General features: G+C 59.7%; 24 protein-coding genes. 9 read left to right on the top strand and 15 right to left on the bottom strand.

Annotated features, from left to right (window positions below):
• The 8 genes from DU506_RS07150 to DU506_RS07185 form a co-directional block, all read right to left on the bottom strand.
• Positions 1–802 (bottom strand): nuclease/transposase family protein (locus tag DU506_RS07150; RefSeq protein ID WP_479715037.1); only part of this gene is annotated, 802 nt, incomplete at its 3' end.
• A 139-nt stretch (positions 803–941) separates the two neighbouring features.
• On the bottom strand, positions 942–2,006 hold the full coding sequence (gene dinB, locus DU506_RS07155; protein ID WP_268877310.1) for a DNA polymerase IV: 1,065 nt from the start codon (positions 2,004–2,006) through the stop codon (positions 942–944).
• An 81-nt stretch (positions 2,007–2,087) separates the two neighbouring features.
• Positions 2,088–2,912, bottom strand: a complete 825-nt coding sequence (locus DU506_RS07160; protein ID WP_114486256.1) for an ABC transporter permease — start codon at positions 2,910–2,912, stop codon at positions 2,088–2,090.
• Positions 2,913–2,915: 3 nt separating this feature from the next.
• Positions 2,916–4,166: an ABC transporter permease gene (locus tag DU506_RS07165; protein WP_114486257.1), complete on the bottom strand. Its 1,251-nt coding sequence runs from the start codon at positions 4,164–4,166 to the stop codon at positions 2,916–2,918.
• A gap of 94 nt (positions 4,167–4,260) precedes the next feature.
• The gene (locus tag DU506_RS07170; protein ID WP_220254313.1) at positions 4,261–5,322 is read right to left on the bottom strand and encodes an ABC transporter substrate-binding protein; all 1,062 of its coding nucleotides are present in this window, start codon (positions 5,320–5,322) and stop codon (positions 4,261–4,263) included.
• Positions 5,323–5,452: 130 nt separating this feature from the next.
• Positions 5,453–6,571 carry an ABC transporter ATP-binding protein gene (locus tag DU506_RS07175; protein ID WP_114486258.1) on the bottom strand — a complete coding sequence of 373 codons (1,119 nt, stop codon included), beginning with the start codon at positions 6,569–6,571 and terminating at the stop codon, positions 5,453–5,455.
• Positions 6,572–6,741: 170 nt separating this feature from the next.
• On the bottom strand, positions 6,742–8,235 hold the full coding sequence (locus DU506_RS07180; protein WP_114486259.1) for a protein adenylyltransferase SelO: 1,494 nt from the start codon (positions 8,233–8,235) through the stop codon (positions 6,742–6,744).
• A gap of 102 nt (positions 8,236–8,337) precedes the next feature.
• Positions 8,338–9,198 carry an NAD-dependent protein deacetylase gene (locus DU506_RS07185; protein ID WP_415843570.1) on the bottom strand — a complete coding sequence of 287 codons (861 nt, stop codon included), beginning with the start codon at positions 9,196–9,198 and terminating at the stop codon, positions 8,338–8,340.
• 184 nt (positions 9,199–9,382) lie between these two features.
• Between DU506_RS07185 and DU506_RS07190 the strand changes: the two genes are divergently transcribed.
• The 9 genes from DU506_RS07190 to DU506_RS07230 all read left to right on the top strand — a co-directional run bounded on the left by DU506_RS07190 (position 9,383) and on the right by DU506_RS07230 (position 18,405).
• A complete protein-coding gene (locus DU506_RS07190; RefSeq protein WP_235825469.1) occupies positions 9,383–10,630 on the top strand; it encodes an E22 family MetX-like putative esterase in 1,248 nt (415 codons plus the stop codon).
• A gap of 140 nt (positions 10,631–10,770) precedes the next feature.
• Entirely contained in the window at positions 10,771–11,871 is a 1,101-nt protein-coding gene (locus DU506_RS07195; protein WP_114486260.1) for a pyridoxal phosphate-dependent aminotransferase, read from the top strand.
• 47 nt (positions 11,872–11,918) lie between these two features.
• The gene (locus DU506_RS07200) at positions 11,919–14,714 is read left to right on the top strand and encodes a monovalent cation/H+ antiporter subunit A (protein ID WP_114486261.1); all 2,796 of its coding nucleotides are present in this window, start codon (positions 11,919–11,921) and stop codon (positions 14,712–14,714) included.
• The gene (locus tag DU506_RS07205; RefSeq protein ID WP_114486262.1) at positions 14,714–15,052 is read left to right on the top strand and encodes a Na+/H+ antiporter subunit C; all 339 of its coding nucleotides are present in this window, start codon (positions 14,714–14,716) and stop codon (positions 15,050–15,052) included. Before DU506_RS07200 ends, DU506_RS07205 begins: the two co-directional genes overlap by 1 nt.
• Positions 15,049–16,572 carry a monovalent cation/H+ antiporter subunit D gene (locus tag DU506_RS07210; protein WP_114486263.1) on the top strand — a complete coding sequence of 508 codons (1,524 nt, stop codon included), beginning with the start codon at positions 15,049–15,051 and terminating at the stop codon, positions 16,570–16,572. The genes DU506_RS07205 and DU506_RS07210 overlap by 4 nt, the downstream gene beginning before the upstream one ends.
• Positions 16,569–17,075 (top strand): Na+/H+ antiporter subunit E, encoded by a 507-nt coding sequence (locus DU506_RS07215; RefSeq protein ID WP_114486264.1) that lies wholly within the window; start codon positions 16,569–16,571, stop codon positions 17,073–17,075. The genes DU506_RS07210 and DU506_RS07215 overlap by 4 nt, the downstream gene beginning before the upstream one ends.
• Positions 17,072–17,341 (top strand): K+/H+ antiporter subunit F, encoded by a 270-nt coding sequence (locus DU506_RS07220; RefSeq protein ID WP_114486265.1) that lies wholly within the window; start codon positions 17,072–17,074, stop codon positions 17,339–17,341. The genes DU506_RS07215 and DU506_RS07220 overlap by 4 nt, the downstream gene beginning before the upstream one ends.
• Entirely contained in the window at positions 17,338–17,682 is a 345-nt protein-coding gene (locus DU506_RS07225; protein ID WP_235825470.1) for a Na+/H+ antiporter subunit G, read from the top strand. The genes DU506_RS07220 and DU506_RS07225 overlap by 4 nt, the downstream gene beginning before the upstream one ends.
• Before the next feature lie 249 nt (positions 17,683–17,931).
• On the top strand, positions 17,932–18,405 hold the full coding sequence (locus DU506_RS07230; protein ID WP_328587959.1) for a phosphatidylglycerophosphatase A family protein: 474 nt from the start codon (positions 17,932–17,934) through the stop codon (positions 18,403–18,405).
• Between the two features lie 40 nt (positions 18,406–18,445).
• On the opposite strand, the gene DU506_RS07235 is transcribed toward DU506_RS07230, so the two are convergent.
• The 7 genes from DU506_RS07235 to DU506_RS07265 all read right to left on the bottom strand — a co-directional run bounded on the left by DU506_RS07235 (position 18,446) and on the right by DU506_RS07265 (position 24,781).
• Entirely contained in the window at positions 18,446–19,492 is a 1,047-nt protein-coding gene (locus DU506_RS07235; protein WP_114486267.1) for a histone deacetylase family protein, read from the bottom strand.
• Between the two features lie 25 nt (positions 19,493–19,517).
• Positions 19,518–20,795, bottom strand: a complete 1,278-nt coding sequence (locus tag DU506_RS07240) for a TRAP transporter large permease (RefSeq protein ID WP_114486268.1) — start codon at positions 20,793–20,795, stop codon at positions 19,518–19,520.
• On the bottom strand, positions 20,792–21,337 hold the full coding sequence (locus tag DU506_RS07245; protein ID WP_114486269.1) for a TRAP transporter small permease: 546 nt from the start codon (positions 21,335–21,337) through the stop codon (positions 20,792–20,794). Before DU506_RS07245 ends, DU506_RS07240 begins: the two co-directional genes overlap by 4 nt.
• 74 nt (positions 21,338–21,411) lie before the next feature.
• On the bottom strand, positions 21,412–22,488 hold the full coding sequence (dctP, locus tag DU506_RS07250) for a TRAP transporter substrate-binding protein DctP (protein ID WP_114486270.1): 1,077 nt from the start codon (positions 22,486–22,488) through the stop codon (positions 21,412–21,414).
• A gap of 94 nt (positions 22,489–22,582) precedes the next feature.
• Positions 22,583–23,524 (bottom strand): bifunctional Delta(1)-pyrroline-2-carboxylate/Delta(1)-piperideine-2-carboxylate reductase, encoded by a 942-nt coding sequence (gene lhpI / locus DU506_RS07255; protein ID WP_114486271.1) that lies wholly within the window; start codon positions 23,522–23,524, stop codon positions 22,583–22,585.
• Between the two features lies 1 nt (position 23,525).
• Positions 23,526–23,882, bottom strand: coding sequence for a RidA family protein (locus tag DU506_RS07260; protein ID WP_114486272.1), 357 nt, complete (start codon positions 23,880–23,882; stop codon positions 23,526–23,528).
• Between the two features lie 101 nt (positions 23,883–23,983).
• A complete protein-coding gene (locus DU506_RS07265) occupies positions 23,984–24,781 on the bottom strand; it encodes an AraC family transcriptional regulator (protein ID WP_114486273.1) in 798 nt (265 codons plus the stop codon).
• Positions 24,782–24,926 lie beyond the last annotated feature (145 nt).

Here is a 24,926-nt window from a genome sequence, read left to right on the forward strand (position 1 = left end):
GGCTTCCGTGCCGGGTTTGCTTCCGTGCCTGACGGCGGATGCGTTGCATGAGCCGATACTCCCGGTCTTTATCCGTGCGCGAGAGAAACCCGCGTGCGTGGACAGTGCCTTGAGCATCGACCACGGCCCAGGTCGCCGCCGTGTTAATGCCAACATCCACCGCCAGCACCCGGTCAGGGGCGCCTTTGGCGGGCTTGGGTGGATCGAACTGTTCGGGCAACGAGAGCTGCCATTGTCGACCGTTAGTGGTCAGTAGCGGGGATTTGGCCTTGCCTTTCCCCCGGAACCGGCATGTTCCCTTGAGCCGAACTCCCATCCAGACCCAATCATTGTGCTGTCGCACCTTGATAAAGGCATGGCTGGCATCGGCATTGATCTTGGCGCACTGGCTCCCGTAAAGGCTCGGAAAGGTCTTGGTGCTGGATGTCAGGCGCGGTGGTTTGGCGTGCAGGTGTTTACGATCACCGCTGCGCCACGCCTCAAACCGTGTCACGAAGGAGCGGACTTGACCGACCGCATCCATGATAGCGACACGGCGAAGGTACGATGGAAATTTGTAGTCGCGTTTAGCAAAGTACGTGTAGCGTACCTGTGGTCGTTTTTGGGTGGGATGTATCAGCCGTTCTATTACCTCGACCACCGCGCTCCCTTCGCAGACGCCGACCTGCGGCCAGTGCGTATACGCCACGGTCATGAGATCGCGCACCAATCGCCGATACAGCGCCAGCGTATCCATCAGAGCGGTCTGTTGGTCGGCACTGGTGACGTGTAGCGCCAGGGAGTCGGAACGGATGATCGGCATAAGAAAACTATATATCCAACCAGTTATAAGAACAAGCAAGGCTGACACCTTGCCCTGCCTTAACTGCCGATTCATTCAAAGAATCGAATCGCAGAATGCGGCAGGATTTTGTTCAAAACTGTTATCTTCATAACTGTCATCAAAACAGCGAAAGCTGTGCTTCAGCGCTCACTTCGGCCAGACGGTAGCCCACTCCCAGCAAGCGTACCGGCTTGCCGCCTCTTTGCCAGCCCACCTGTAATAGTGTCTCGAACTGCGCCAGGCTTGATACTGGCGTGGCATGTTCCACCGTGGTCTGGGTGAAGTCGTTGAATTTCACCTTTAGGATCAGTCCGCGTATATCGCGTGGCGGGTCAAGTCGCCCATGACGGGCATCCAGGTCGGCAAGCAACTCAGGCAGGCGTGCTCGGCAGGCGGCCAGATCGGGTAAGTCTTGCGGATAGGTATGCTCGGTGCTTACTGATTTGCGCTCGCGCGAGAGGCGTACCGGGCGTTCGTCACGGCCCCAGCCAAGTTCATGCAAGCGATGCCCGAAGCGGCCGAAATGTTCCACCATCTGAGCCAACGAACGGCGGCGTAAATCAGCGCAGGTAGCGATTCCCAATTCCGCGAGCTTTTCCGCGGTACGTGGCCCCACCCCGTTGATACGTTTGACGGAAAGCGCCTGGACGAAGGCATCCACCTCCTCGGGAGGAATCACGCACAAGCCATCGGGTTTGTGCCAGTCACTGGCCACCTTGGCCAGGAACTTGTTGGGCGCCACCCCAGCCGAGACAGTAATGCCCACTTCGCTTTCGACCCTACTGCGTATCAGCTGAGCGATGCGCGTGGCACTGCCCTGGTAAAGTGTCGTGTCACTGACATCCAGAAACGCCTCATCCAGCGACAGCGGCTCGACAAGTTCGGTAACATCGCGATAGATGGCGAAAACCTGACGCGCCACGGCCTTGTACTTGGCCATATCCCCACGCATGAGGGTCAAGTGCGGGCAGCGCTTGAGCGCCTGGGCGGTGGACATGGCGGAATGGATACCGAACCGGCGCGCTGGATAATTGCAGGTAGCCACAACACCGCGCCGCTCGATACTCCCGCCGATTGCCAGCGGAATATCGCGCAGCGCGGGGTTGTCGCGCATCTCCACAGCCGCGAAGAAACAGTCACAATCGCAATGAATGATCTTGCGCCGGCTAACGTCCTGATTCACTCCCTGACCCTGAAAAGCTGTATATAATAACAGACTACCACGAATCAGGAATAGTGAAAGAGACGTCATGACCAAGCTTGATCAAGGCGCGGCCTTGAGCCTCTCGCTGCGCCGACGCAGAAACTCCATGGTGATCAACAGCAATGTCGAAAGCAGGATCAGAATGGTAGCCATCGCGGCGATGGCCGGGCTGATATTCTCGCGAATCCCGGAAAACATCTGGATAGGCAAGGTACGCTCGGTGGGGCTGGCAATGAACAGCGCCACCACCACTTCATCAAAGGAAGTGGCAAAGGCGAACAACCCGCCTGAGACCATGCCCGGCACGATCTGCGGCAACACCACAGTGAAGAAGACCCGAATCGGGCTAGCACCCAGGCTTGCCCCCGCGCGCATCTGATTGAAATCGAACCCTTGTAAGGTGGCATTCACGGTGATGACCACGAAAGGCACCCCCAGAACAGTATGCGCCAGCACCAGCCCCGTGTAGGAATTGAGCAAGCCCACCTGAGCGAAGAAGAAATACATGCCCACTGCCACGATGACCAGCGGCACCACCATGGGCGAGATCAGGAGCGCGAGGATGAGGCCCTTGCCGGGGAAGTCCGCACGATTGAGGCCTACCGCCGCCAAGGTACCGAACGTCATGGCCAGCAATGTCGCCAGCGGCGCCACGATCAAGCTGTTCTTGAGCGATTCCATCCAAGGGCCGGCACTGAAAATTTCTTCGTACCAGCGCAACGAGAAACCGGGCAGCGGATAAGTGAGAAAGGAGCCGCTGCTGAACGACAGCGGAATGATCACGAAGACCGGTGCAATCAGAAACAACAGGATCAGGCCGCAGGAACCGCGGAATATCCAGAACCAGAGCTTTTCCACCGGTGAGGCATAAGGAGGCAAGGCCATCACTTAACTCCTGATCAGCTGTTTGCGGTTTACCAGACGGTGGTAAACCAGATAGAGCAACAAGGTCAACGCCAGCAGGATGCTACCCAGTGCCGCTGCCATGCCCCAGTTATTGGTGGTATTGGTATAGTAGGCCACGTAATAGCTGACCATCTGGTCCGCCGGGCCACCCACCAGAGCCGGAGTGATGTAGTAACCCAACGCCATGATGAACACCAGAATGGTACCTGCCGCCACCCCGGAAATCGTCTGCGGCGCATAGACCTGCCAGAAGGCGGCAAAAGGATGCGCCCCCAACGATACCGCCGCGCGTTGATAGCTGGGCGAGATACCCTTCATCACGCTGTAAAGTGGCAATATCATGAACGGTAGCAAGATATGCACCATGGCAAAGAAAACCCCGATGCGGTTGAATACCAACTGCAACGGCGTGTCGATTATTCCCGAAGCAATCAAGCTCTGGTTCACCAGGCCATTGGATTGCAACAAGATGATCCAGGCTGCCGTGCGTACTAGAAGCGATGTCCAGAACGGCAACAGCACCAGTATCATCAACATATTGCTGGTCTTGGGCGGTAACGTCGCCAACAGATAGGCCAGCGGAAAGCCCAGCGCCAGGCAGATCAAGGTCACTCCACCGGCAATCACCATGGTGCGCTGAAACACCGATTGATAGATGCGATCCTGAGCATCGATGCGCTGAATCTCACCGTTGGCACCACGCTCCAGGTCCAGCGACGCCAGGACATAACGATCCGTGACCGGCGGTGAGGCTCGCTGAATCTCGCGCCAAGTGGTGGTTTCGCCCCATGCCGGATCAATCTCGACCAGGGTCTGCGTCCAGTTCTCGCTGCTCGCCGGAAGCCCCCGCAAGGTACGCATCAACAAACCGCGATACTGGTTATCTTCATAGTTGAGACGGCGCCCGACCTTGCCTAATCCTCCGCCACGCCGTGAGTCGCGCAACTCAGCGGCGAACGCCGCCAAGGTAGCTTCTTCCGGAAGGCCGCTGCCATCCCATTGCTGCAACCCGGCCACGGTTCTTGGCATGACCGATTCAAGCTCGGTGTTATCCACGCTACGCCACAGCATGCTGCCGATGGGAAGCACAAAGACCACGATCAAAAACAGGGCGAGCGGCGCCACCAGACCGATGGCCTTGAACTTGCGCAGCCGATCGGCACGCTTGAGCTGTTTTTTGAGATTAGCTTCAGGCGGAGCCTCCGGCCTCGCTGCTACCGCATTTGTGCTCATGCCACCCCCAGCGAAGAATATGATGACGCCCCGGCCAAGCCGTGACGTTCAAGAGAAGTGGCAGCGGCCCGAAGACCGCTGCAGGTGCCTTGAATCAGCGTGTCGCCCAGGCGTTGAAGCGTTGTTCCAACTGTTCGCCGTAATCCACCCAGAAGCCTGTGTTGATGGCAAGGGCGCCTTCCAGGTTGTCGGCATGCGTCGGCATGCGGCGTGCCTGCTCTTCATCGAGCTGGTCAATGGCGTCCGGATGCACCGGGCCATAGGGAATTTCGCTGGAATATACCGCCTGATTTTCGGGCTGACTGGCGAATTCGATGAACTGATAGGCCTCATCCACGTTATCGCTGCCCGAGACAATCGCCCAATAATCCAGGTCGTAGAGACTGCCGTCCCAGACGATTTCCAGGTTATTGCCCTCTTCCTGCGCGGCGGCGATGCGGCCGTTATAGGAGGATGTCATCACCACATCACCGGCGACCAGCCACTGAGGCGGTTGAGCACCGGCTTCCCACCACTGGATGTGTTCCTTGAGTTCATCGAGCTTGGCGAAAGCACGGTCAACGCCTTCCTCGGTCATCAAGACGTCATAGACGTCTTCGTTGGGCACTCCATCGGCCATCAGCGCAAATTCCAGGGTGTACTTGGCACCGCGACGCAAGCCACGGGTACCCGGGAAGTCTTCCACGTTCCAGAAATCCTCCCAGGAAGTGGGAGCAGCATCCAGGGCATCGGCATCGTAGGCAAGTACCGTGGACCACACGAAGGTACCCACGCCGCATTCATCAAAGGCTGAATCGATCAATACATCGCCAAGCCCCAAACGCTGCCAGTCGATAGGTTCGAACAACCCTTCGAAACAACCTCGCACCATTTCGGGGGACTCCATTTCCACCAGGTCCCAGCTGACGTTACCGGTCTCGACCATGGCACGAATACGGGACAGCTCCCCGTTATAATCGCCGGGGGTCAGTTCTATGCCGGTCTCCTCGACAAAAGGACCGTAATAGGCGGTATTCATCGCATCGCCGGAGGCGCCACCGAAGGAAATCACGGTCAATGCCTGGGCACTGGCGGATGCTGCCAGCCCCGCTGTCAATAAACCACTAACCGCCACACTACGGGCCAGACGGGTACGCATAAGGTTGTTTTTTTTCATGCCATTCTCCTGGTCGCAAGCGACCTTTCATGGGTATCGAAAGTGCACGTTAAAAGTCGTGCGGTGGACAATAGTTGATCTACAAAACGCTGATAACCGGCGCGCCAGTGGCTGAGCAAGCAACTAGCCATCAGGAAGCGTTCAAGGCTCGAACATCTTCGTTTCGCCAACCGAGTTCCACGATATCGCCCGGTTGCAATTGGCTGGAAAAATCATCCACAGGAACGCGAGCCACGAAATCATCGTTGCCGGCCAGTTCGCAGCGCACCCTCAGGTGATCACCCAGGTAGATGAATTCGTGCACCTTGCCTTGCAAGCGATTGGGAAGTTGGGTCGCGGCACCGTTGAGCTTGACTCTTTCGGGACGAATCGAAAGCCGGGTGGCATCGCCTTGCGCAAGGTTCGGGCCGAGCAGCGCCCCGGTGCTGAAACCTTCACCGAAACTCACCCGGCAATCATGCCCCTGTACCGACTCGACACGACCGGGCAGCGTATTGTTCTCACCGATGAACTGGGCCACAAAAGCGTTGGCAGGGAATTCGTAAAGATTGGTAGGGGTGTCGATCTGCTGGATGACGCCATCGTTGAAGACCGCCACGCGGTCCGACATGGTCAAGGCTTCGCTTTGGTCATGGGTCACGAAGACCACCGTCAGCCCAAGCTGCTGGTGAAGATGCTTTATCTCCAGCTGCATTCGCTCGCGCAACTGCTTGTCCAAGGCGCCTAGAGGCTCATCCATCAAGATCAATTGCGGCTCGAACACCAGCGAACGAGCCAATGCCACCCGTTGCTGCTGGCCGCCTGAAAGTTGTGTCGGGCGCCGCTTGGCGAATTCCCTGAGCTGAATCATGTCGAGAATGTCGGATACCTTACGCTCGATTTCAGCGGCAGGCAGGCGGCGGGTTTTCAGCGGGTAGCGAATATTTTCTTCCACCGTCATATGCGGGAAAAGCGCATAGTTCTGAAACACCATGCCGAAGTTACGCTTATGGGGGGGCACGCTATTGAGGCGTTGAGACTCGAGGAAGATATCGCCGCTGGTAGGCACCTCAAACCCAGCCAGCATCATCAGGCAGGTAGTCTTGCCGGAACCTGAAGGCCCCAGCAAGGTGACGAATTCTCCCTTGTGAATGGAAAGATTGAGATCCTTGACGACCAGGTTTTCGCCATCGTAAGTCTTCTGTACGGCGTCAAAGCGAACCAAGGGTGTCGAGTGGTCGGAACTGGAGAGACTCGTGTTAGTCAGCATCTATTTACCCGCGACGTAGTAGTAACGCAGTGACCTCAGAAAAACTCAGACGATCACGAAGAATTTCTACATTAAAAGCTAAGCGTCGACACATCTGAGGTCAAATAGATTATCCCAACTCCTTTCACTGTCTTTCAACGCAAGGCTGCGGCAGCCCTTTGCAAACAAGATCAAGTGCCGCAGAAAGTGCGTAGCACCTCTTGGCTGGGCGCAGGCGGAACGGCCCAGTCGCGGGCCTGCTGAGTATCTTCGAACGGCCGCGTCACCAAAGCTAACAATGTTTCGAAGAGAGTGAAATCTCCTTGGTCAACGGCAGCGGCGATCACCTCTTCCACCCGGTGGTTGCGTGGAATGATCAAGGGGTTCGCATGGCGCATTCGAGCCAGAGTGGCCGGTGTCGGGGTGGCGTGTTCCTGTCGATGCGCTTGCCAACGTGAAAGCCAGGCTTCAAGCGGTTCGGGGGCTTGGGTCAGCGCCACGAGCGCTTCATGGGCGGCCTGCCTGGCATTGTCGTCTTCGCTGGCCGCCAGCTGATATAACCGATCGAAGCTCAAGGTGAAGTCCATCTGCCCGGCCTGCATGAGCTTCAGAAAGTCATCGCCCAGAGAAAGCGCTTCAGGGTCGTCTTTTTCAAGGCCCAACTTGGCGCTCATGATGACCTGGCGTTGCGCCTGAAAATGCTCGGGGAAGCTCTGGAGAACCTGTGTCGCCCTTTCCACGGCCCGGTCATCGTCGTCATCGATCAGCGGAAGCAGGGTTTCCGCCAAGCGAGCCAGGTTCCATTGGGCAACCGTCGGCTGGTTGCGGTAAGCATAGCGCTTGCCTTCATCGATCGAGCTGAAGACGGTCTCGGCATGATAACGGTCCATGAACGCACAAGGACCGTAATCGATGGTGTCTCCGGCCACGCTCATGTTGTCGGTGTTCATCACCCCATGAATAAAGCCGACGCCCATCCATTGCGCCACCAAGGCGGCTTGGCGTTGCAGAATGGCATCGAACAAGGCCAGATAGCGTTGATCGTTCGGCAACTCGCCAAGCTCGGGATAATGACGTTCGATGCTGTGCTCGGCCAGCTCCTGCAGGCTCTTCTCATCGCCTGCGTAGGCCAGAAACTGGAAAGTGCCGATCCGAATGTGGCTGGAGGCCACCCTTGTCAACACCGCACCGGGTTCACTGGTTCGCCGATGTAGCCGCTCGCCGGTGGTCACTGCCGCCAGCGCTCGGGTAGTGGAAATCCCCAAGGCATGCATGGCTTCGCTGACCAGATATTCACGCAGTACCGGGCCCAGCGGTGCGCGACCATCGCCGCCGCGGGAAAACGGTGTGCGCCCGGCACCTTTGAGCTGAATGTCACGCAGCCGCCCTTCGCCATCACGCACTTCACCCAGCAACAGGGCGCGGCCATCGCCCAGCTGGGGAACGAAGGTACCGAACTGATGCCCGGCATAGGCCATGGCTAAAGGATCAGCGCCAGGAGGCAGTTGATTGCCGCTCACCCACTCGGCCAACTGTTCGGGGTCAGGCGTCTCTTTCATTCCCAGTTGCCGGGCAAGCGGTGCATTGAATGCAATCAAGCGTGGCGCGGGCACCGGGGTAGGATCGCAGGCCGACCAGCAACGTTGTGGCAACTGCCTATAATGATGTTCGAAATCAAGGAACATGAGCGTCTCCTGTTGTCGCATTGACTGTGCATATTCTCGTCAGCCTAACAGACATACCCGAGTGACCAAGTCAGGCTTTCGATACCGCCACCCACGACCCCTCTAGGTGGATTGCAGGCGCTTGACCGTCGCTTCCAGAACCGGCGTCAAGGGGGCACTCAATTTGAGCGATAACAAGGGGTCTGCGCGGGTAATCCCCAGATTGAGCGCGGCCAGGGGAAGATTGCGGGCGTGGGCATGGCGAAAGAAGCGATAACCGGAGAACACCATCAAGGAAGTGCCCACCGCCAGAACCGCATCGGCTCGGTCCAGCGCGGCTTGGGCCTGTTCACGCCTGGGTGCCGGCACCACGTCACCGTAAAACACCACATCGGGTTTGAAGATACCTCCACAGCGTGGGCAATCATGTACCTGAAAGACGCTGAAGTCGGTTTCCAGATCGGCGTCGCCGTCCGGAGCATGACCGGCATCCAGGGCGACAAAGGCCGGGTTCAAATGGGCCATTTCCGCATGCAGGGCATGGCGCATCATGCGGTAATCGCATTGCATGCAGACCACCAGATCCGCTCGCCCATGCAGGTCCACCACCCGCCGCGAGCCGGCGCGCTGATGCAGGCGGTCGACGTTCTGGGTCACCACTTGCTCCACATGACCCAAGGTTTCCAGCTGCGCCAGTGCCCGATGAGCACCCCCCACCCTGGCATCACTCAGCGCCTTGAACCCCACCAAGGCACGTGCCCAATAGCGTTGACGAACGCTGTGGGAACCCATGAAATCAGCGTGCTGTACCGGTGGCGGGCGCTTCCATTGCCCAGCCGCATCGCGATAGTCGGGAATACCGCTATCGGTACTCACGCCCGCACCGGTAATCACCCACAGCCTGGGATGGCGCTGCACAAATTCCACCAAGGCCTCGCTGGCCGCATGCACGTTATCGGTAATAAAAGCGCTAGGCTCTGGCAAGACATGTCCCTCGAAACAATACTTAGAAACAATAAGAGTTCATCTGTATGACAGCCGATCATGGCGCAAGGTGCCAACGCTGGCATTTTAACTGAATGCCCGCGTTGAACCTGAATGCCCAGGCTCGACTATGCTGGGATCACGGGATAACAACCACAACGCTCATCACCTGAAAGGAGCCATTATGGCCTGGTTTTCTGGATCTAGCGGTTTGGCGAATGATGTAAATTTTTCTGCCCAGCGCCCGGCTGCGCCGTTGGTATGGGGAATGCTTGTAGGCGCCGGTCTACTGGCCTCCCAATCCGCCTATGCCTGGGACGGCGTCGTGGAAAAACAGATATTCGAGATGGAGGAATACACAACGCAGGGCGGTGACACTATCGAGGATCTCAAGGTGGGCTGGGAAGCTTACGGCACCCTCAATGAAGCCCGTGACAACGTCATTTTAATTACCCATTTCTTCTCCGGCACCAGCCATGCCGCCGGTCGTTACCAGGAGGATGGCGACAACAACGGCTATTGGGATTCAATCATCGGCCCCGGCAAGCCGCTGGATACCGACCGCTACTACATTATCTCTTCGGATACCCTGGTCAACCTCAATGCCCACGACCCCAATGTCACCACTACCGGGCCGGCCTCGATCAACCCGGCTACCGGCGAGTCCTGGGGGATGGAGTTCCCCATGGTCACCATTCGCGATTTCGTCGAGGTGCAGCGTGAGTTGCTGGAAAGCCAGGATATCGATCAATTGCATGCCGTGATGGGCGCCTCCATGGGGGCCTTGCAGGCCATCGAATGGGCCAGTGCCTACCCTGACAAGGTGGAACGCTTGATTTCAGTGATCGGCGCCGGCGTCACCGATCCTTGGTTGCTGACGAAGCTCGGCACCTGGGCGGCGCCCATTCGCCTGGATGCCAACTGGAACGAAGGCGATTATTACGATGATCACCCCCCGCTGGATGGGTTAAAGGAAGCACTCAAGCTGGTCACCATCGATGCCAATCATCCGGAATGGTTCAACGACACCTTTGATCGCAGCTGGGCGGAACAGAACGCTGACCCTGCACACAATATCAACGCCCGTTATGCCCTCGAGAAGACCCTGGATGAGCTTGCCGCCGCTCGCGCGAAACAATCCGACGCCAATCATCTGCTCTATCTGGTTCAAGCCAACCAGGCGTTCATTGCCGGTCACGGTGATAGCCTGGAACAAGGCCTCGCTGCAATCGATGCACCCACCTTCATGCTGTACAGCGAGAAAGACCTGATATTCACTCCCGAAGGCGTGCGCCGGACGGCGGAACTGATAGAAGCCGACGGCACTCAGGTGGATATTCAACCCTTGAAAGGTAACCGGGGCCATCTGGATGGTGTGGTGAGTATCGACCAGGCAAGCGAGCAGCTGCGTGAATTTCTGGAGCAGGACTGAACGCCGCTAAAAACGCTACAGGATTGGCGTGACGACATCCCCCTCCCTGCTAGCGGCGTTGAAGCCAAGCGGGGAACTGCTTAGGCTGAAGCCTTGGCAAGATTCCCCGCTGCATCATTCATGAGATTCAGGATCGCATTATGCCCCGTTACCCCGCGCATTTGACCGGCTCCGGCCCCAACAATCCGTTTCCCGGCATCAAGGTGCTCGAGCGGCGTCTCGGCCATGAGATTCCCCATCGCCTGGGGTCGAACGAAGGTCTGGACATGCCTCATGCCGCGCTTCGGCGGCATTTCGGCGATGCCATGGTCGAGCATGTGTATTGTTATGGCGATTCGGAAGCCGTGGGCGTGCGCGAGCGGATAAGCCGCCAGCAGACGATCCCGTTCGATGCGCTGCTGGTGGATGCCGGTGCCGACAGCCTGATTGCCCTGACGTTGCGCACCGTCGCCGAACCCGGCACAACAGTGGTCAGTGCTCAAGGAACCTACCCCACCTTCGGATACTTTGCCCAGGGCCAAGGCTGCCGTCTGGTCGAAACGCCTTATCGTGAAGCCCCCGGTGTGCTGGCCCCGGATATCGATGCGCTATTGGAGACCGCCAAGCGCGGACAGGCCCGGTTGGTATATCTGGCCAACCCGGACAACCCCAGTGGCCACTTGCATCGTGACGAGGATATCCGCCGCCTGCGCGCCGACTTGCCCAAGGATTGCTGGCTGCTGTTGGATGAGGCCTACCATGACTTTCGCGATGATGCCGAAAGCCCCTTTGCCTCTGAAGTGATTCCCGGTGTGATCCGCCTGCGCACGCTTTCGAAAGCGCATGGGCTGGCCGGCTTGCGTATCGGCTATGCAATTGCCGAACCGGACACCTTGGCCATGATGATGAAAGTCCGCATCCATTATGCGGTTTCAACCTTGACCCAGGCCGCGGCGGAAGTGGTGCTCGACCATCCCGAGGAGGTAAAGGCGCATATCCAGGCGGTAAAGACACGCCGCGAACGACTGGCTGCGCACTTTCAGGGGTTGGGGGCCGACGTTCTGCCCAGCGCCACCAACTTCATCGGCATTCGCCTACCCAGTGCGGCCCTGGCTGAGCGCATCAACCGTGAATTGCTCGATGCCGGACGCTTGATCGCACGCCCGGTCAATCCAGCCTTGGGGCATATTCTGCGCATCACGGCGGTGGAGGACGCCCTGCAACCGGGGCGCCTGGCGATACTTGAAAACGCCTTGAAATAAAAAATTCGGGGCATCCTGATTAAAGCACCATGAGAGAGACAAGTCCCATGCCGCTTGCACTGATCATCCTGCTGCCCCTCACAGGCGCCTGTCTCCCCGCGCTGATGCGGGGTCAGTCATCTCGCCTGCTGGCGTCGGTCTCGGCCCTCCCCGCCCTTTTCTCCCTGCTGCTGCTACTCAGCTGGCTACCCCACGTCATGAGTGGCGGAGAGGCCGTGGTCCAGCAGCTCGACTGGCTGCCCTCACTGGGCCTCAACGTGGCCTTCCGACTCGACGGCCTGGGACTGCTCTTTGCGCTGCTGATCACCGGCATCGGCTGTCTAGTTCTGTTCTATGCGCGCTACTATTTCGAAGGCAGTAACACCTCGGCGCGTTTCTTCACCCTGATACTGCTGTTCATGGCGGCCATGCTGGGCATCGTGCTCTCCGAGAACCTGCTGTTCCTGCTGGTATTCTGGGAGCTGACCAGCTTGGTCTCTTTCCTGCTGATCGGCTACCACACTCACGACCATGCGGCCCGGCTCGGGGCCCGCATGTCGCTGGTGATCACCAGCGGTGGCGGCCTGGCGCTACTTGGCGGCATCGTGCTGCTGGGCCATGCCGCCGGCAGCTACGAACTCTCGGTAGTGCTCGACGCCGGCGAGCGCATCCGCGCCTACGAGCACTACGGCCTGATGCTCAATCTGATCCTGCTCGGTGCCTTTACCAAGTCCGCCCAGTTCCCCTTCCACCTCTGGCTACCCCACGCCATGACGGCGCCGACGCCGGTCTCCGCCTATTTGCACAGCGCCACCATGGTCAAGGCGGGACTGTTTTTGCTCGCTCGGCTGCACCCGGCGCTGGCCGATACCTCGCTGTGGTTCCACCTGGTCACCCTGACCGGCATGCTGACACTCATGGTGGGCGCCTTCGTGGCCATGTTCATGCACGACATGAAGGGGCTGCTGGCCTACTCCACGGTTTCTCACCTGGGATTGATCATGCTGCTGCTGGGCCTGGGCACCTCCATGGCGCTGGCGGCCGCTCTCTTCCATCTGGTATGCCACGCACTGTTCAAGGCGCCGCTGTTCATGATGGCGGGCTACGTGGATCGTGCTACCGGCACCCGCGACATGCGCCGAGTCAACGGCATGTGGCGTTTCATGCCCGTTCTGATGGTGCTGTCCGGCATCTCCGCCGCCGCCATGGCCGGTCTGCCGCTGATGAGCGGCTATCTGAGCAAGAAGATGCTGTTCACCGAGAGCCTGCTACTCTCCACCCCCGACTGGGCGGTCGTGGTGATTCCCGTCTGGGTGGCTCTGGCCGGACTGTTCTCGGTGGCCTACTCGATCCGCATCTTCCATAACGTCTTCTTCAACGGTCAGCCGATCGACCTTCCGGTATGGCCACCCGCCTCGCCGCGGCTGGCGGCCCTATCGCCCATCGTGCTGCTGGCCCTGGCCACGCTGCTGGTGGGACTGGTGCCGGAACACATCTATTCCGCCCTGATCCAGCCAGCCTTCAGCGCCGCGCGTCAGGCGCTTGTCGATTCCTACGACTTCTCGGCACTGGGCGGCAGCGTGCCAATGCTCATGAGCCTGTTTGCCCTGGCCGGTGGCGTGCTCTTCTACCATTTCCGCGACCCTCTGTTCCGCCTGCACGCGCGGCTGCCCGAGGTCGATGCCAAGGAGATTTTCGATTGGATCATGCGCCGCGCCATCGCTCTCTCCCAGCGCCGCGTCTTCCAGCTCGAGAACGGCTCCCTGCAGCGCTACCTGAGCTTCATCTTGGCTACTGTGGTGGTGGTGGTCGGCATCGAGCTGCTCGCCGTCACCCACTGGGACGGCGGCGTGGTGCTCTCCCCGCTCGACCCCCTGACCATGCTGGCAGCCATCCTGCTGTGCCTGGCGGCGATCGGTGTGGCGGTCTATCACCATCACCGCCTGCCGGCGTTGTTGCTGCTCGGCGTCACCGGGCTCTTTGTCACCGTCACCTTCGCCCGCTTCTCGGCGCCCGACCTGGCCCTGACCCAGCTGATGGTGGAAGTGATGGCGGTGGTGATCATGATGCTGGCACTCTCCTTCCTGCCTCAGACCTCGCCCAAGAGCTCGAGCGGCTTCAGGATGGGCCGTGACCTTATTATCGCCGTGCTGATGGGCCTTGGCGTGGCAGCCTTCAGCTTCGCCATCCTCACCCGTCCCCAGGAGACGATCTCCGGCTTCTTCCTGGCCAACAGCGTCCCCGGCGGCGGGGGCACCAACGTGGTCAACGTCATCCTGGTGGATTTCCGCGGCTTCGATACCCTGGGCGAGATTACCGTGCTGGGCATTGCCGCCGTAGCAGTGTTTGCCTTCACCCACGACCTGCACCTCAAGGAGCGCGTGGTCGAGACCAATCCCACCCACTGGGTGGCCGAGCCGCACCCGATCATGCTCAGTACCGTGGCCCGGCTAGTGCTGCCCATTGCCCTTTTGGTCTCGGCCTATATCTTCCTGCGCGGCCACAACCTGCCCGGCGGCGGCTTCATCGCCGGACTGATCACCGCGACGGCGCTGACCCTGCAGTACATGGCCGGTGGCCTGGTATGGGCCCAGGAACGCATGCTGTCCCCTTTCCGGCCGCTGATCGGCGCCGGCCTGCTGACCGCCACCTTTACCGGCCTGGGCAGCTGGCTGTTCGGCTTTCCCTTCCTCACTTCATCCCACGGTCACCTGCACCTGCCGCTGATCGGTGAATTCGAACTGGCCACCGCCATGCTCTTCGACCTTGGTGTTTATGCCACCGTGGTCGGCGCAACGCTGTTGATTCTGGCCAATCTCGGCAAGCTGATGACGGTGGCCGGCCCCGGCAAGGAGATCGGCTGATGGAACTGCTCTACGCAATCACGCTCGGCGTACTGACCACCTGCGGGGTCTACCTGCTGTTGCGGGCGCGCACCTTCACGGTCATCCTGGGACTCACCCTGCTCTCCCACGCAGTCAACCTCTACCTGTTCGCTTCGGGACGCCTGGTCGCTGGCGCCCCGGCCATTGTCGGTCTGTCGCAGCGCTCGGCGGACCCGCTGCCTCAGGCCCTAGTGCTCACCGCCATCGTCATCGGCTTCGCCATGACCGCCTTCGTGGTGGTGCTGGCGCTCAAGGCCGCCGTGGAGTTACGCAACGACCACGTGGACGGCGAGAACCCTGAGGAAGATCGCGCATGAATCACGCCCTGATCTTGCCCATCCTGCTGCCCCTGCTGACCGGCGCCGGTCAGCTGCTGTTCTATCGGGCGCCTTTCGCCCTGCAACGCCTGCTGGGATTCGCCAGCACCGCCTGGCTGGTGCTGATGGGTATCTGGGCGTTGTCCACGGCTGGCTCGGGCGACTACCTGATCTACCAAGCCGGCGACTGGCCGGCGCCCTTCGGTATCGTGCTAGTCCTCGACCGCCTCGCCGCCATCATGCTGGCGCTGACCGCCATACTGGGGTTCTGCTGCCTGCTCTATGCCAGCAGCGGCACCGACCAGCGTGGTGCACACTTCCATGCGCTCTTCCAGTTCCAACTGGCTGGGCTCAATGGCGCTTTTCTGACCGGTGATCTGTTCAACCTCTTCGTGTTCTTCGAGATCCTGCTGATCGCCTCCTATGCCTTGCTGCTGCACGGTGGCGGCCGCGCCCGCAGCCGTGCCGGCCTCCACTACGTGATTATCAATCTGGTGGGCTCCGCGCTCTTCCTGATCGCCCTGGGCACCCTCTACGGCCTCTCCGGCACCCTCAACATGGCGGACCTGGCCTTGAGGGTGGCAGAGGCTCCGCCGGAAGATGCGCCGCTGCTCGCCGCCGCTAGCCTAATCCTGCTGGTAGTTTTCGGCATCAAGGCCGCCATCCTGCCGCTGCTATTCTGGCTGCCCCGCGCCTACTCGGCCGCCAGCGCGCCGGTGGCCGCGCTCTTTGCCATCATGACCAAGGTGGGCATCTACGCCATCTTGCGCATCTTTCTGCTGGTCTTCGGGCTGGGTGAGACGCCGGTCAGCGAGACCGCCTGGGGCTGGCTATGGCCGCTGGCGCTGTTGACCCTGGCACTGGGCGGCATCGGGGTTCTGGGCTCGGACAGCCTGCGCACCCTGACCGCCTACCTGGTGATCCTCTCGGTGGGTACCCTGCTGGCCACCATTAGCCTCGGCACCGCAGCCAGCCTCGGCGCTGCCCTGTTCTACCTGATTCACAGCACCCTCATGGCCGCGGTCTTCTTCCTTCTAGCCGACCTGCTGGGCCAGCAGCGCGAGACCGGTTACGACCGTTTCTCGGCGACCGGCCCCATCGGTCACCGCTGGATCATGGGCACGCTGTTTTTCGTCGCCGCCATCGCCATGGCTGGCCTGCCGCCTTTCGCTGGCTTCGTCAGCAAGGCGTGGATACTCCAGGCCAGCCTCGAGTCGGCCCAGGGGCTGTGGCTATGGGGGGTGGTGCTGGCCTCGGCGCTGCTGGTGATTATCGCCGCCAGCCGCACCGGCAGCAGCTGGTTCTGGCGCCCCGGCGACATGGCCAAGCCCTACCCGCTTGAGCGCGGTCCCCTGACACTGGTGTCCATCATGGTCGGTCTCAACGGTCTGCTGGCCATCTTCGGCGACCCGGTGATGGGCTATCTCGAGTTGACTGCCGAGCAGCTTCTCGCGCCAGGCGGCTATATCGCCGCCGTGCTGCCGGAGGCCGGCATCTCACTGGAGGAGGTCTCGCCATGAATCCTGCTTACCGACGCTGGCAATACTGGCTGCCGCGCCCACTCTTCTCGCTGTTCCTGGCGCTACTGTGGCTGCTGATGGTCGACGAATTCAGCGCGGCTCACGCCCTGCTGGGGCTGGCCCTGGGCGTGGCCATTCCCTTCGCGACCCACGGCTTCTGGCCAGAGGAAGCGAAGATCAAGCGCCCCCTGCCGCTGCTGCGCTACCTTCTGGTGCTGCTGGTGGACATTCTGCGCTCCAACCTGGTGGTGGCCCTGCGCATACTGCGCCCCGCCCGCCACCTGCGGCCAGGTTTCTTCAGCTACCCGCTCGCCCTGGAGGATGACTTCGCCATCACCATCCTGGCCAGCACCATCTCGCTGACCCCCGGAACCGTTTCGATCCACTACGACGCCGAGGCCAACACCCTGCTGGTCCACGCCCTGCACCTGGAGGACGAAGCCGGGATGGTTGCTGACATTCGTGAACGCTACGAGAAACCACTCGAGGAGATCTTCCGATGATTGCTGCCGTCATACCGGTGGCCATGGCACTTTTCGCCACCGCCGCTCTGCTCAACCTCTACCGACTGACCATCGGTCCCGACATTGTCGACCGGATCCTTGCACTGGACACCCTGATGATCAACAGCATCGCCTTGATCGTACTGTCCGACATCTGGATGGGACTCGGCATGCTGTTCGAACTGGCCTTGCTGATCGCCCTGATGGGCTTCATCAGCACCGTGGCCATGAGCAAGTACCTGCTGCGGGGGGATGTGATCGAATGACCAACATCGACATGCCGTGGTACCTGGAGCTTGTCATTGTCGCCTTCCTGCTGTTCGGTGCCTTGGTGGCGCTGATTGGCTCTTGGGGACTGGCCAAGCTACCCGACTTCTATACCCGACTCCACGGCCCCACCAAGGCCAGCACCCTAGGCGTCGGCTGCACCCTGATCGGCTCGCTGCTCTACTTCAGCCATCAGCAGGATGGCGTCTCCGTCCAGGAAGCCCTGGTGACAATCTTCCTGTTTGCCACTGCCCCGGTCAGTGCCCACATGATGGGCAAGGCCGCCCTCCGACGACGCCTCAAGGGCATACAGGGCACCCGCAACATGCCCGACAGGTAGATATTCGCCGCCTGCGCGCCAACTTGCCCAAGGATCGCTGGCTGCGGCTCTTCGCATCACGGCGGTGGAAGACGCGGGGCGCCTGGCGATACTTGAAAACGCCCTGAAATAAAAAAATCCTTGGTGTATGGTCGCTCCTCTAAGAGGCACAGAGGCGGAAGATTTTCAGATGATCCCTATTGCAGAAGCGTCAAATACAGAAGTGTCAAAGCGCTATGCAGCGGAGGTTAAACGCTGATGGTAGAAAGCATGGTCTTGTTTCTCGCCGCGGGGTTCGGGCTGGGTTGGCTTCCCTGGGCGCCGGGAACCTTTGGTTCGCTGCTCGGCATTCCCCTGGCCTGGTGGCTGCTCGGCCACCCACTGACGAAGCAGGCCACCATCATAGTCCTGCTGCTGATCGTTGGAGTACCGCTCTGCCACTGGGCATCGCAGTGGCTTGGTGGTGGCGATGCCTCGCAGATCGTTGCCGATGAGTTCCTGGCTTTCCCATTAGTCACGCTAGGCCTCGCGGCGGCTCGAACCCCCTGGATGATGGGGGCGGCGTTCGCTTTGTATAGATTATTCGACACCACCAAGCCCCCACCCATCAGCCACCTCGAGGCCATCGGCGGAGGACTGGGAATCGTGTTAGATGATGTTCTGGCCGCCCTCCTTGCCTGGATAGTGCTCGCCGTGGGAATCACACTATGGCGACGGCGCCAGCCATTGCATACGAAGGGATGACGTTGGAAACCCACAATCTTTCATACAAAAGAGGGGAGTATCAAAGCGCAGCGGTGCCTTGCTGAAACCCACGCATGAAGGCCGCCAGGTTGGCGCTCAGATGTTCGGTTGGATAGCCGCCTTCCTGGACCAATACCATCGGCAGGTCCAGGGCGGCCAGACGTTGGCCGATCTGGACAAAATCCTCGGTTTCCAGAACGAAACCGGCCAGAGGGTCATCCTTGTGAGCGTCCAGACCCAGTGCCACCACCACCGCCTCGGGGCGATAGACCGCCAATGCTTCCAGCAGTGTTTCCAGAGTGGCTAGAAACAGCGCTCCGTCGCTGCCCAAGGGTAACGGAAAGTTGAGATTGCTTCCCTCCCCTTCGCCGCTACCGGTTTCTGCCGCCCCACCCCAGAAGAATGGATAGAACTGTGCGGGGTCGGCATGTAAGGAGCCCGTCCATACATCGCTGCGGGCATAGAAGATATCCTGAGTGCCGTTGCCGTGATGCAGATCCACATCGACAATCGCCACGCGCTCGAAACGTTCGCGCAGCACCGTGGCCGCCAGTGCCGAGTTGTTCAAGAAACAAAAGCCGCCAGCGCGATCCGGCCCGGCATGATGTCCCGGCGGTCGGCATAACGCATAAGCGTGTCGGTCACCGCTCAGCACCGATTCCGCCGCTGCCTGGGCACTGGCCGCACTGGCTAGAATACCCCTGAAACTTCCGGCACTGATCGGACAGGCCATGTCATGCAAGTGCCAACCTGCCTGGCCGATAGGGTGGTCGGGGTAATGCCATCCGCCTCCGCAAGGATGCACGTTGGGCATTACCATTTCCGAGGCTTGTGGCAACGCCTGCCAGCGCGCGTGGATGGTTTCCAGGAAAGTGAGATAGCGCGGTGTATGAATACGCTCCAGCCGCCTGCGCAACAGCGGACTATCGGTCTGTGTCGGCGCGGCAAGCGATAACCCAACCTCGGCCAGGCCCTCGGACAACAGTACCGCCCGTTGCGGCCCTTCCGGGGAAGGCGCCGGCTGGCCGCGCAGCAAAAAGGTGGGCGGTGCGTGATATTCCTGGTCGGGATGGTAAAACAGCTTCATCGAATAATGTCCTTGCAGTGAGACGCTACCCTAGCAGCGACGGTATCCAGGTCGACAGGGCCGGAAAAGCCGCCAATAACAAGATAACCCCGATAAAGGCCACATAAAATGGCAGTGACGCGATGATGGCCCGCTCATAGGGCACCTCGGCAATACGTGCCGCCGTCATCAATGTCATGCCTACCGGTGGCGTCACATTGGAGATATTGAGCACCACGATCATCAGGATGGCGAAGTGCAGAGGGTCAAACCCCAGCTGAATCATCGCCGGCACCAGTACCGGTGCCACCACCACCAGCGCCGGGAGCACATCCATCACTGTGCCGATCAGCAGCAGCAATAGGCAGACCATCATCAACTGCAGAAAAGCCGAATCACTGAAGGTGGTGATGAGTCCCGACGCATCCCGAGCGATACCCGAACGCGTCACGAACCAGCCCAAGACCGCCGAGGTCGCCAGCAGGAAGAACACCACACCCGAGAAGCGCACGGTTACCACCAACGAATCCCATATCTTGCGCCAGGTAAGGTTACGGTAAAACACCACGCCGATAATGATGGTGTAGACGGCGGCAAACCCCGAGGCTTCGGTAATGGTGGTAAGGCCCGACAGGATACCGCCCAGAATAATCAACGGTACGATCATCGCGGGCAGCGCCAGCACGAATGACATCATCGCCACCTTGAAGGGCGTCGGTGCCTGCTTGGGATAACCGCGTTTCCAGGCCAGGAAAAAACTCACCCCCAGCAAGGCCCCCGCCATCAATAACCCGGGGATAATCCCGCCGGCGAACAGGTCGATCACCGAAATGTCGCGCAACAGCGTGGCATACACCACCATCACCACGCTGGGCGGAATGATGGGGCCGATTATCGATGAACAGGCGGTGATCGCCGCGGCATACTCAGCGTCGTACCCCTGTTTTTTCATCTCCGGAATCATGATCTTGCCGATGGCGACGGTATCGGTAATCGCCGCACCAGTAAGTCCGGCGAAGAACACCGACACCGAGACATTGACATGGGAAAGCGCCCCGCGAACCCTGCCGAATAACGCATTGTTGAAGTCGATCAACTTATGAGTCAGCCCGCCCTGGTTCATCAGTTCGGCGGTGAAGATGAAATACGGCACGGCGATGAGTAGAAAGCCCGAGACACCGGCAAACATGCGATCGGCAATGATGCCCAGCATGCGCTCCCCGCCCATGGCGAAACCACCCGCCAGACCGGACATGGCCATAACCACGGCGACGGGTGCGCCGATCAATAACAACACCACAAAGGCCACGATTGCCGGCATCATGAGCGTTTCTCCCCTTCATTGGCCTTGATCAGTTCATCGAGTTGCGTCTCGTCATCGATGAAATGCTCCAGCAGATCGAACCCCTGCACCAGATGTAACAGGATGATCACCCCGGAAAGCGGGATCACGATGGCGGTGAACTTGCTAGGAATCTGAATCTGGTCGGATACCATGTAAACCTGTGTAGCGCCCTGAAAGTAGCCCCAGCCATACCACACCAACATCAACGCGAATAACGCAATCACCGCCAGACAGATCCCCGCCGCCGCCGTCAGCAGTACCCGTGGCAAGCTACGCACCAGTAGGGTCATGGCCACATGCTCGCCATAGCGCAACGAGATCGTCATGGAGAGAAAGCCAATCCAGGGCAGGAAAAGCCGTGCCAACGAGTAGGTCCAGCTCAAGGTGCTGCCGGTCGCCAGCTTGTACAGGAAAGCCGTGAAGGAGATGCCCAGCATGATCAGCACGCAGGCCACACACGTCACGATGGCCGCCTGATTGACTGCATCGCTCAGGCGGCGAAGGGGCTGAAGTAAATGCATCAGGTAACCTCACAGGCAACATCGACCGGCCGGAAGGCCCGACCGGTCGATGGGTCGCAGATCGTCATCAACCCTCAGCGGCCGTAGATGGACACATCCGATTCGCTCACTTGCTCACCGACACGCGCCACTTCCTCGAGGAAGGCATCGACCTTGTCGGCTTCGATGCCGAAGTCATTGACGATCCAATCCCGCCATTCCGGACGTGCGATCTCGGCCATGCGCTGACGCTCCTCGGTAGGCATGATGTAGCACTCCTCGAAGCGTTCGCAGGACTCCTGCCAGCTAGCCGTGGCCAGAGCACCCGACATGCCGTGACCGATCGCGACGGCTTCGCGCGCCGAGACAAGAATCGCCTCCTGCTGCTCTTCGGTCAGCCCCTGGAACCAGTCTTCGCTGACCAGCCAGGCGGCGCTGTTGTAAACGTGCCCCGTCAGGGTGGTGTAATCGGTCACTTCATCGAAATTGAAGGTGGTGTTGAGCACCGGGGCGTTGAACTGACCGTCGGCCAGGCCGGTTTCCAAGGCGGTAATTACCTCACCCCATGGCAGCGGTGTCGCCGAAGCGCCCAATGCCTTCATGATCGCCACATGGCCGGGGTTTTCCTCGGTGCGGATGTTCAATCCTTCGAGGTCTTCCACCGTCTCGATCAGTCGCTCGTTGTTAGTGAAGGCCACGAAGCCACCGCCGTCATCGAATGTGCCCAGATAACGCATGCCGGCTTCTTCGATGGTGTCGGACATGAAGTCGGCAAACCATTCGCTATCGAAGAAGGCCCAGGCCTGGCGCCAGTTGTCGAACAGGAAAGGGGCCGTCATCAGCTGGTAATCATCGTAAAACGACGACATGGCACCGGTCGTGATGATTGTCGATTGAAGGGAGCGCCCGGCCTGCACCTCGGAAGCGGTTTCCACCTCAGAGCCAAGCTGGCTATTGCCGAAGATTCTCACCTCCACTTCGCCGTTGGTGCGCATCTCGACCAGATTCTTGAAATGCACCAGGGCCGGGTAGACCTCGTTGTTACTCATGTTCTCGGGCAGGATAGTGGCGATGGCCATTTCCGTGGATTGGGCCTGAACGTGAGTACTGGCGATCGCCAGGGGCAAGGTTGCCATTGCTGCGATGAGTGGTAAGCGTTTTGTCGTCGTCATAACACACCTCATTCTATGTTGAGTCGAACTATGTTGAGTCGAACTTGCGTTATTACCCTTCGGAAAGCAGCCTGGCTCAGGAGATCGCTCCCCTTCAGTGAGCCTCGGGTAGCGCCTCCCATACTTCAATGGCGGCAGCCAGATCCTCCAGCGACGCCCCTACTGACTTGAATAGCGTAATCGAGTCGGCCGAAGATCGACCGGCCTTTTCACCCTTGAGCACTTCGGCCAGTTCCGCTTGAATCTGGTCAAAACGAAACGCGCCCTCCTCGATGGCCTGCAGGATATCGCCCGCCTCCCCCTTGGCACCGGCGTAGGTATCCACGAACACCTCTGCGCGGCGCAAGCATTGCGCATCGGTTTCGCGCATTTGCGGACGAAACGCACCGATCAGATCCAGATGAGTTCCCGGCGTGAGCCATTCTCCTTTGATCAGCGGCTGGGTGGAGAGCGTCACGCAGCTAACGATGTCTGCCTGGGCTACCGCTGTTTCCAGGTTTCCAGCCACGGCAGTATCGAAGCGATCGGCATAAGCCTCAGCAATCGCAGCGGCTTTGTCGGGATTACGCCCCCACACCAGCACGCGCTGGATGGGTCGCACACTGGCGTGGGCTTCAATCACCATGGGCGCCAGCTTACCGGTACCCACGACGAGCAGCGTCGAAGCATCTTCGCGAGCCAGTTCACGCGCCGCCAGGGCCGAGGCTGCCGCCGTTCGGCGACGGGTCAGCTCACTGCCATCGATACAGGCCAACGGTTGGCCGTGGACGCCTTCACTGAGTAAATACAGGCCGGAAATCGCCGGGATGCCGTGATCTGCATTCTGCGGAAAGACGTTGACCACCTTCACGCCGATGTAACCGGCCTTTTCCCAGGCCGGCATCAACAGCATGGTGGCTTCACCATCCGGGCGATGCATGGCGTGATGATGGCGTGGCGGCGACTCGACACCCTGGGCAAAGGTGAGCGCCAGGCGCTCTATCAGGCCTTGCCACTCAAGGCATTCTGCGACTTCATCAGCGGAGACGACTCGCATGTCACGCCTCCGGCAGCGCGGCTATTACCATGATTTCCACTTTCCATTCGGGCTTGGCGAGTTTCGCTTCCACGGCGGCACGCACCGGAGGCTGGCCGGGCGCTACCCAGGCATCCCAGGCTCGGTTCATCTCGGCGAACTCATCCATGCTGGTTACCCAGATCTGGGCGGAAAGCAGCTGATCTTTGGAGGTTCCCGCCTTGGCCAGCAACTCATCGATACGCGCCAGCACCTGCTCGGTCTGGCCATGCATATCGGCACCGGTATCCGTCGGCACCTGGCCTGCCAGATACACAGTTCCGTTGTGGATAGTCGCTTGGCTCATACGGGAATTGCTGTCGTGGTAGCTAATGCTCATTGTCGGTCTCGCAAATAAAAGAAACACAGAAGTGATCTTTAAAGACTAGACCGAGGTAAAGCACTGCGCTTGCCCGAAGCTGCGAAAGATTTGCCCACGAGTCAGATTACGAGGGGCGATTGGCGATCACGGGAAGGGGGAACGTCAAAGTAGCGGCGGTACGCCCGCGAGAAACTGCCTTGGTCGCGAAAGCCTACCAGGGCGGCAACATGCCCAAGACTCAACGAGCGTTGCTGAACAAGGGTACGCGCATGCTCCAGCCGTCGGCGCTGCACATAGGCGAGCGGTGTCATGCCGACCATGTCGCGAAAGCACACATGAAAATGGCCGGGGCTGAGAGCACATAACCCGGCTAACTGTTCAACCCGCACCTCATCAGCCAAATGCTGGTCCAACCAGGCATTCAGCCGTCCCATGTCCAAACGTTGCGTGACACAGCCCGCGCCAGCCGGTTGAGAGCCAGCCAGAGAGCCAGCGGGCGAGTCTTGCAAATACACCTCTAGCGCCCGCAGCAACAGCATAGCAATTTCATTTTGCAACGCCGGATACTGCTCCAGCTGGTAAGCCAAGCTGTGGGCCAATTGATTGAGGCCGGGGGGCACATTAAAAAATCGCGGGGTATCGAACAATCGCTCGATACCCGCGTCTTTATCCAGCGACGTAAACCCTGTCACGGGAATGTCGAGCACCAGGGTGCAATTGTTGCCGTCACCCTGGTATTCATGCGCGCGCGAACAGGGAATCAAACAGCCCCGCCGAGACGTCACATGGCCACCGCCCTGCCCCTCCAGGGCGAGTTCGGTCACGCCGCTGGTGGCAAGAATCAACTGATGGTGGTCATGGCTATGGGCGACATGTTCGTGGTCGAGATTGCAGCTGCGCAGTTCAAGCGGAAGCATGGGTCTTTCCATCCTGGCGGCAGGAACCTTTGACTATACGCCTGCTCGCACCTTCTCAGTGTTTAGCCAACAAACCTTTAATTAACGTCACTAAAAGTCCTTTGAACCAAACGTTATTTATCTCGCTGAACAACCAAAACGCCCG

The organism is Vreelandella rituensis, assembly GCF_003336665.1.
Lineage (GTDB): Bacteria > Pseudomonadota > Gammaproteobacteria > Pseudomonadales > Halomonadaceae > Vreelandella > Vreelandella rituensis.

Bases quoted from the DNA above. Each gene is read 5' to 3' on its own strand.
- DU506_RS07160 (WP_114486256.1), bottom strand. From the start codon at position 2,912: ATGGCCTTGCCTCCTTATGCCTCACCGGTGGAAAAGCTCTGGTTCTGG.
- DU506_RS07165 (WP_114486257.1), bottom strand. From the start codon at position 4,166: ATGAGCACAAATGCGGTAGCAGCGAGGCCGGAGGCTCCGCCTGAAGCT.
- DU506_RS07170 (WP_220254313.1), bottom strand. From the start codon at position 5,322: ATGAAAAAAAACAACCTTATGCGTACCCGTCTGGCCCGTAGTGTGGCG.
- DU506_RS07175 (WP_114486258.1), bottom strand. From the start codon at position 6,571: ATGCTGACTAACACGAGTCTCTCCAGTTCCGACCACTCGACACCCTTG.
- DU506_RS07180 (WP_114486259.1), bottom strand. From the start codon at position 8,235: ATGTTCCTTGATTTCGAACATCATTATAGGCAGTTGCCACAACGTTGC.
- DU506_RS07190 (WP_235825469.1), top strand. From the start codon at position 9,383: ATGGCCTGGTTTTCTGGATCTAGCGGTTTGGCGAATGATGTAAATTTT.
- DU506_RS07195 (WP_114486260.1), top strand. From the start codon at position 10,771: ATGCCCCGTTACCCCGCGCATTTGACCGGCTCCGGCCCCAACAATCCG.
- DU506_RS07200 (WP_114486261.1), top strand. From the start codon at position 11,919: ATGCCGCTTGCACTGATCATCCTGCTGCCCCTCACAGGCGCCTGTCTC.
- DU506_RS07205 (WP_114486262.1), top strand. From the start codon at position 14,714: ATGGAACTGCTCTACGCAATCACGCTCGGCGTACTGACCACCTGCGGG.
- DU506_RS07210 (WP_114486263.1), top strand. From the start codon at position 15,049: ATGAATCACGCCCTGATCTTGCCCATCCTGCTGCCCCTGCTGACCGGC.
- DU506_RS07215 (WP_114486264.1), top strand. From the start codon at position 16,569: ATGAATCCTGCTTACCGACGCTGGCAATACTGGCTGCCGCGCCCACTC.
- DU506_RS07220 (WP_114486265.1), top strand. From the start codon at position 17,072: ATGATTGCTGCCGTCATACCGGTGGCCATGGCACTTTTCGCCACCGCC.
- DU506_RS07225 (WP_235825470.1), top strand. From the start codon at position 17,338: ATGACCAACATCGACATGCCGTGGTACCTGGAGCTTGTCATTGTCGCC.
- DU506_RS07230 (WP_328587959.1), top strand. From the start codon at position 17,932: ATGGTCTTGTTTCTCGCCGCGGGGTTCGGGCTGGGTTGGCTTCCCTGG.
- DU506_RS07235 (WP_114486267.1), bottom strand. From the start codon at position 19,492: ATGAAGCTGTTTTACCATCCCGACCAGGAATATCACGCACCGCCCACC.
- DU506_RS07240 (WP_114486268.1), bottom strand. From the start codon at position 20,795: ATGATGCCGGCAATCGTGGCCTTTGTGGTGTTGTTATTGATCGGCGCA.
- DU506_RS07245 (WP_114486269.1), bottom strand. From the start codon at position 21,337: ATGCATTTACTTCAGCCCCTTCGCCGCCTGAGCGATGCAGTCAATCAG.
- dctP (WP_114486270.1), bottom strand. From the start codon at position 22,488: ATGACGACGACAAAACGCTTACCACTCATCGCAGCAATGGCAACCTTG.
- lhpI (WP_114486271.1), bottom strand. From the start codon at position 23,524: ATGCGAGTCGTCTCCGCTGATGAAGTCGCAGAATGCCTTGAGTGGCAA.
- DU506_RS07260 (WP_114486272.1), bottom strand. From the start codon at position 23,882: ATGAGCATTAGCTACCACGACAGCAATTCCCGTATGAGCCAAGCGACT.
- DU506_RS07265 (WP_114486273.1), bottom strand. From the start codon at position 24,781: ATGCTTCCGCTTGAACTGCGCAGCTGCAATCTCGACCACGAACATGTC.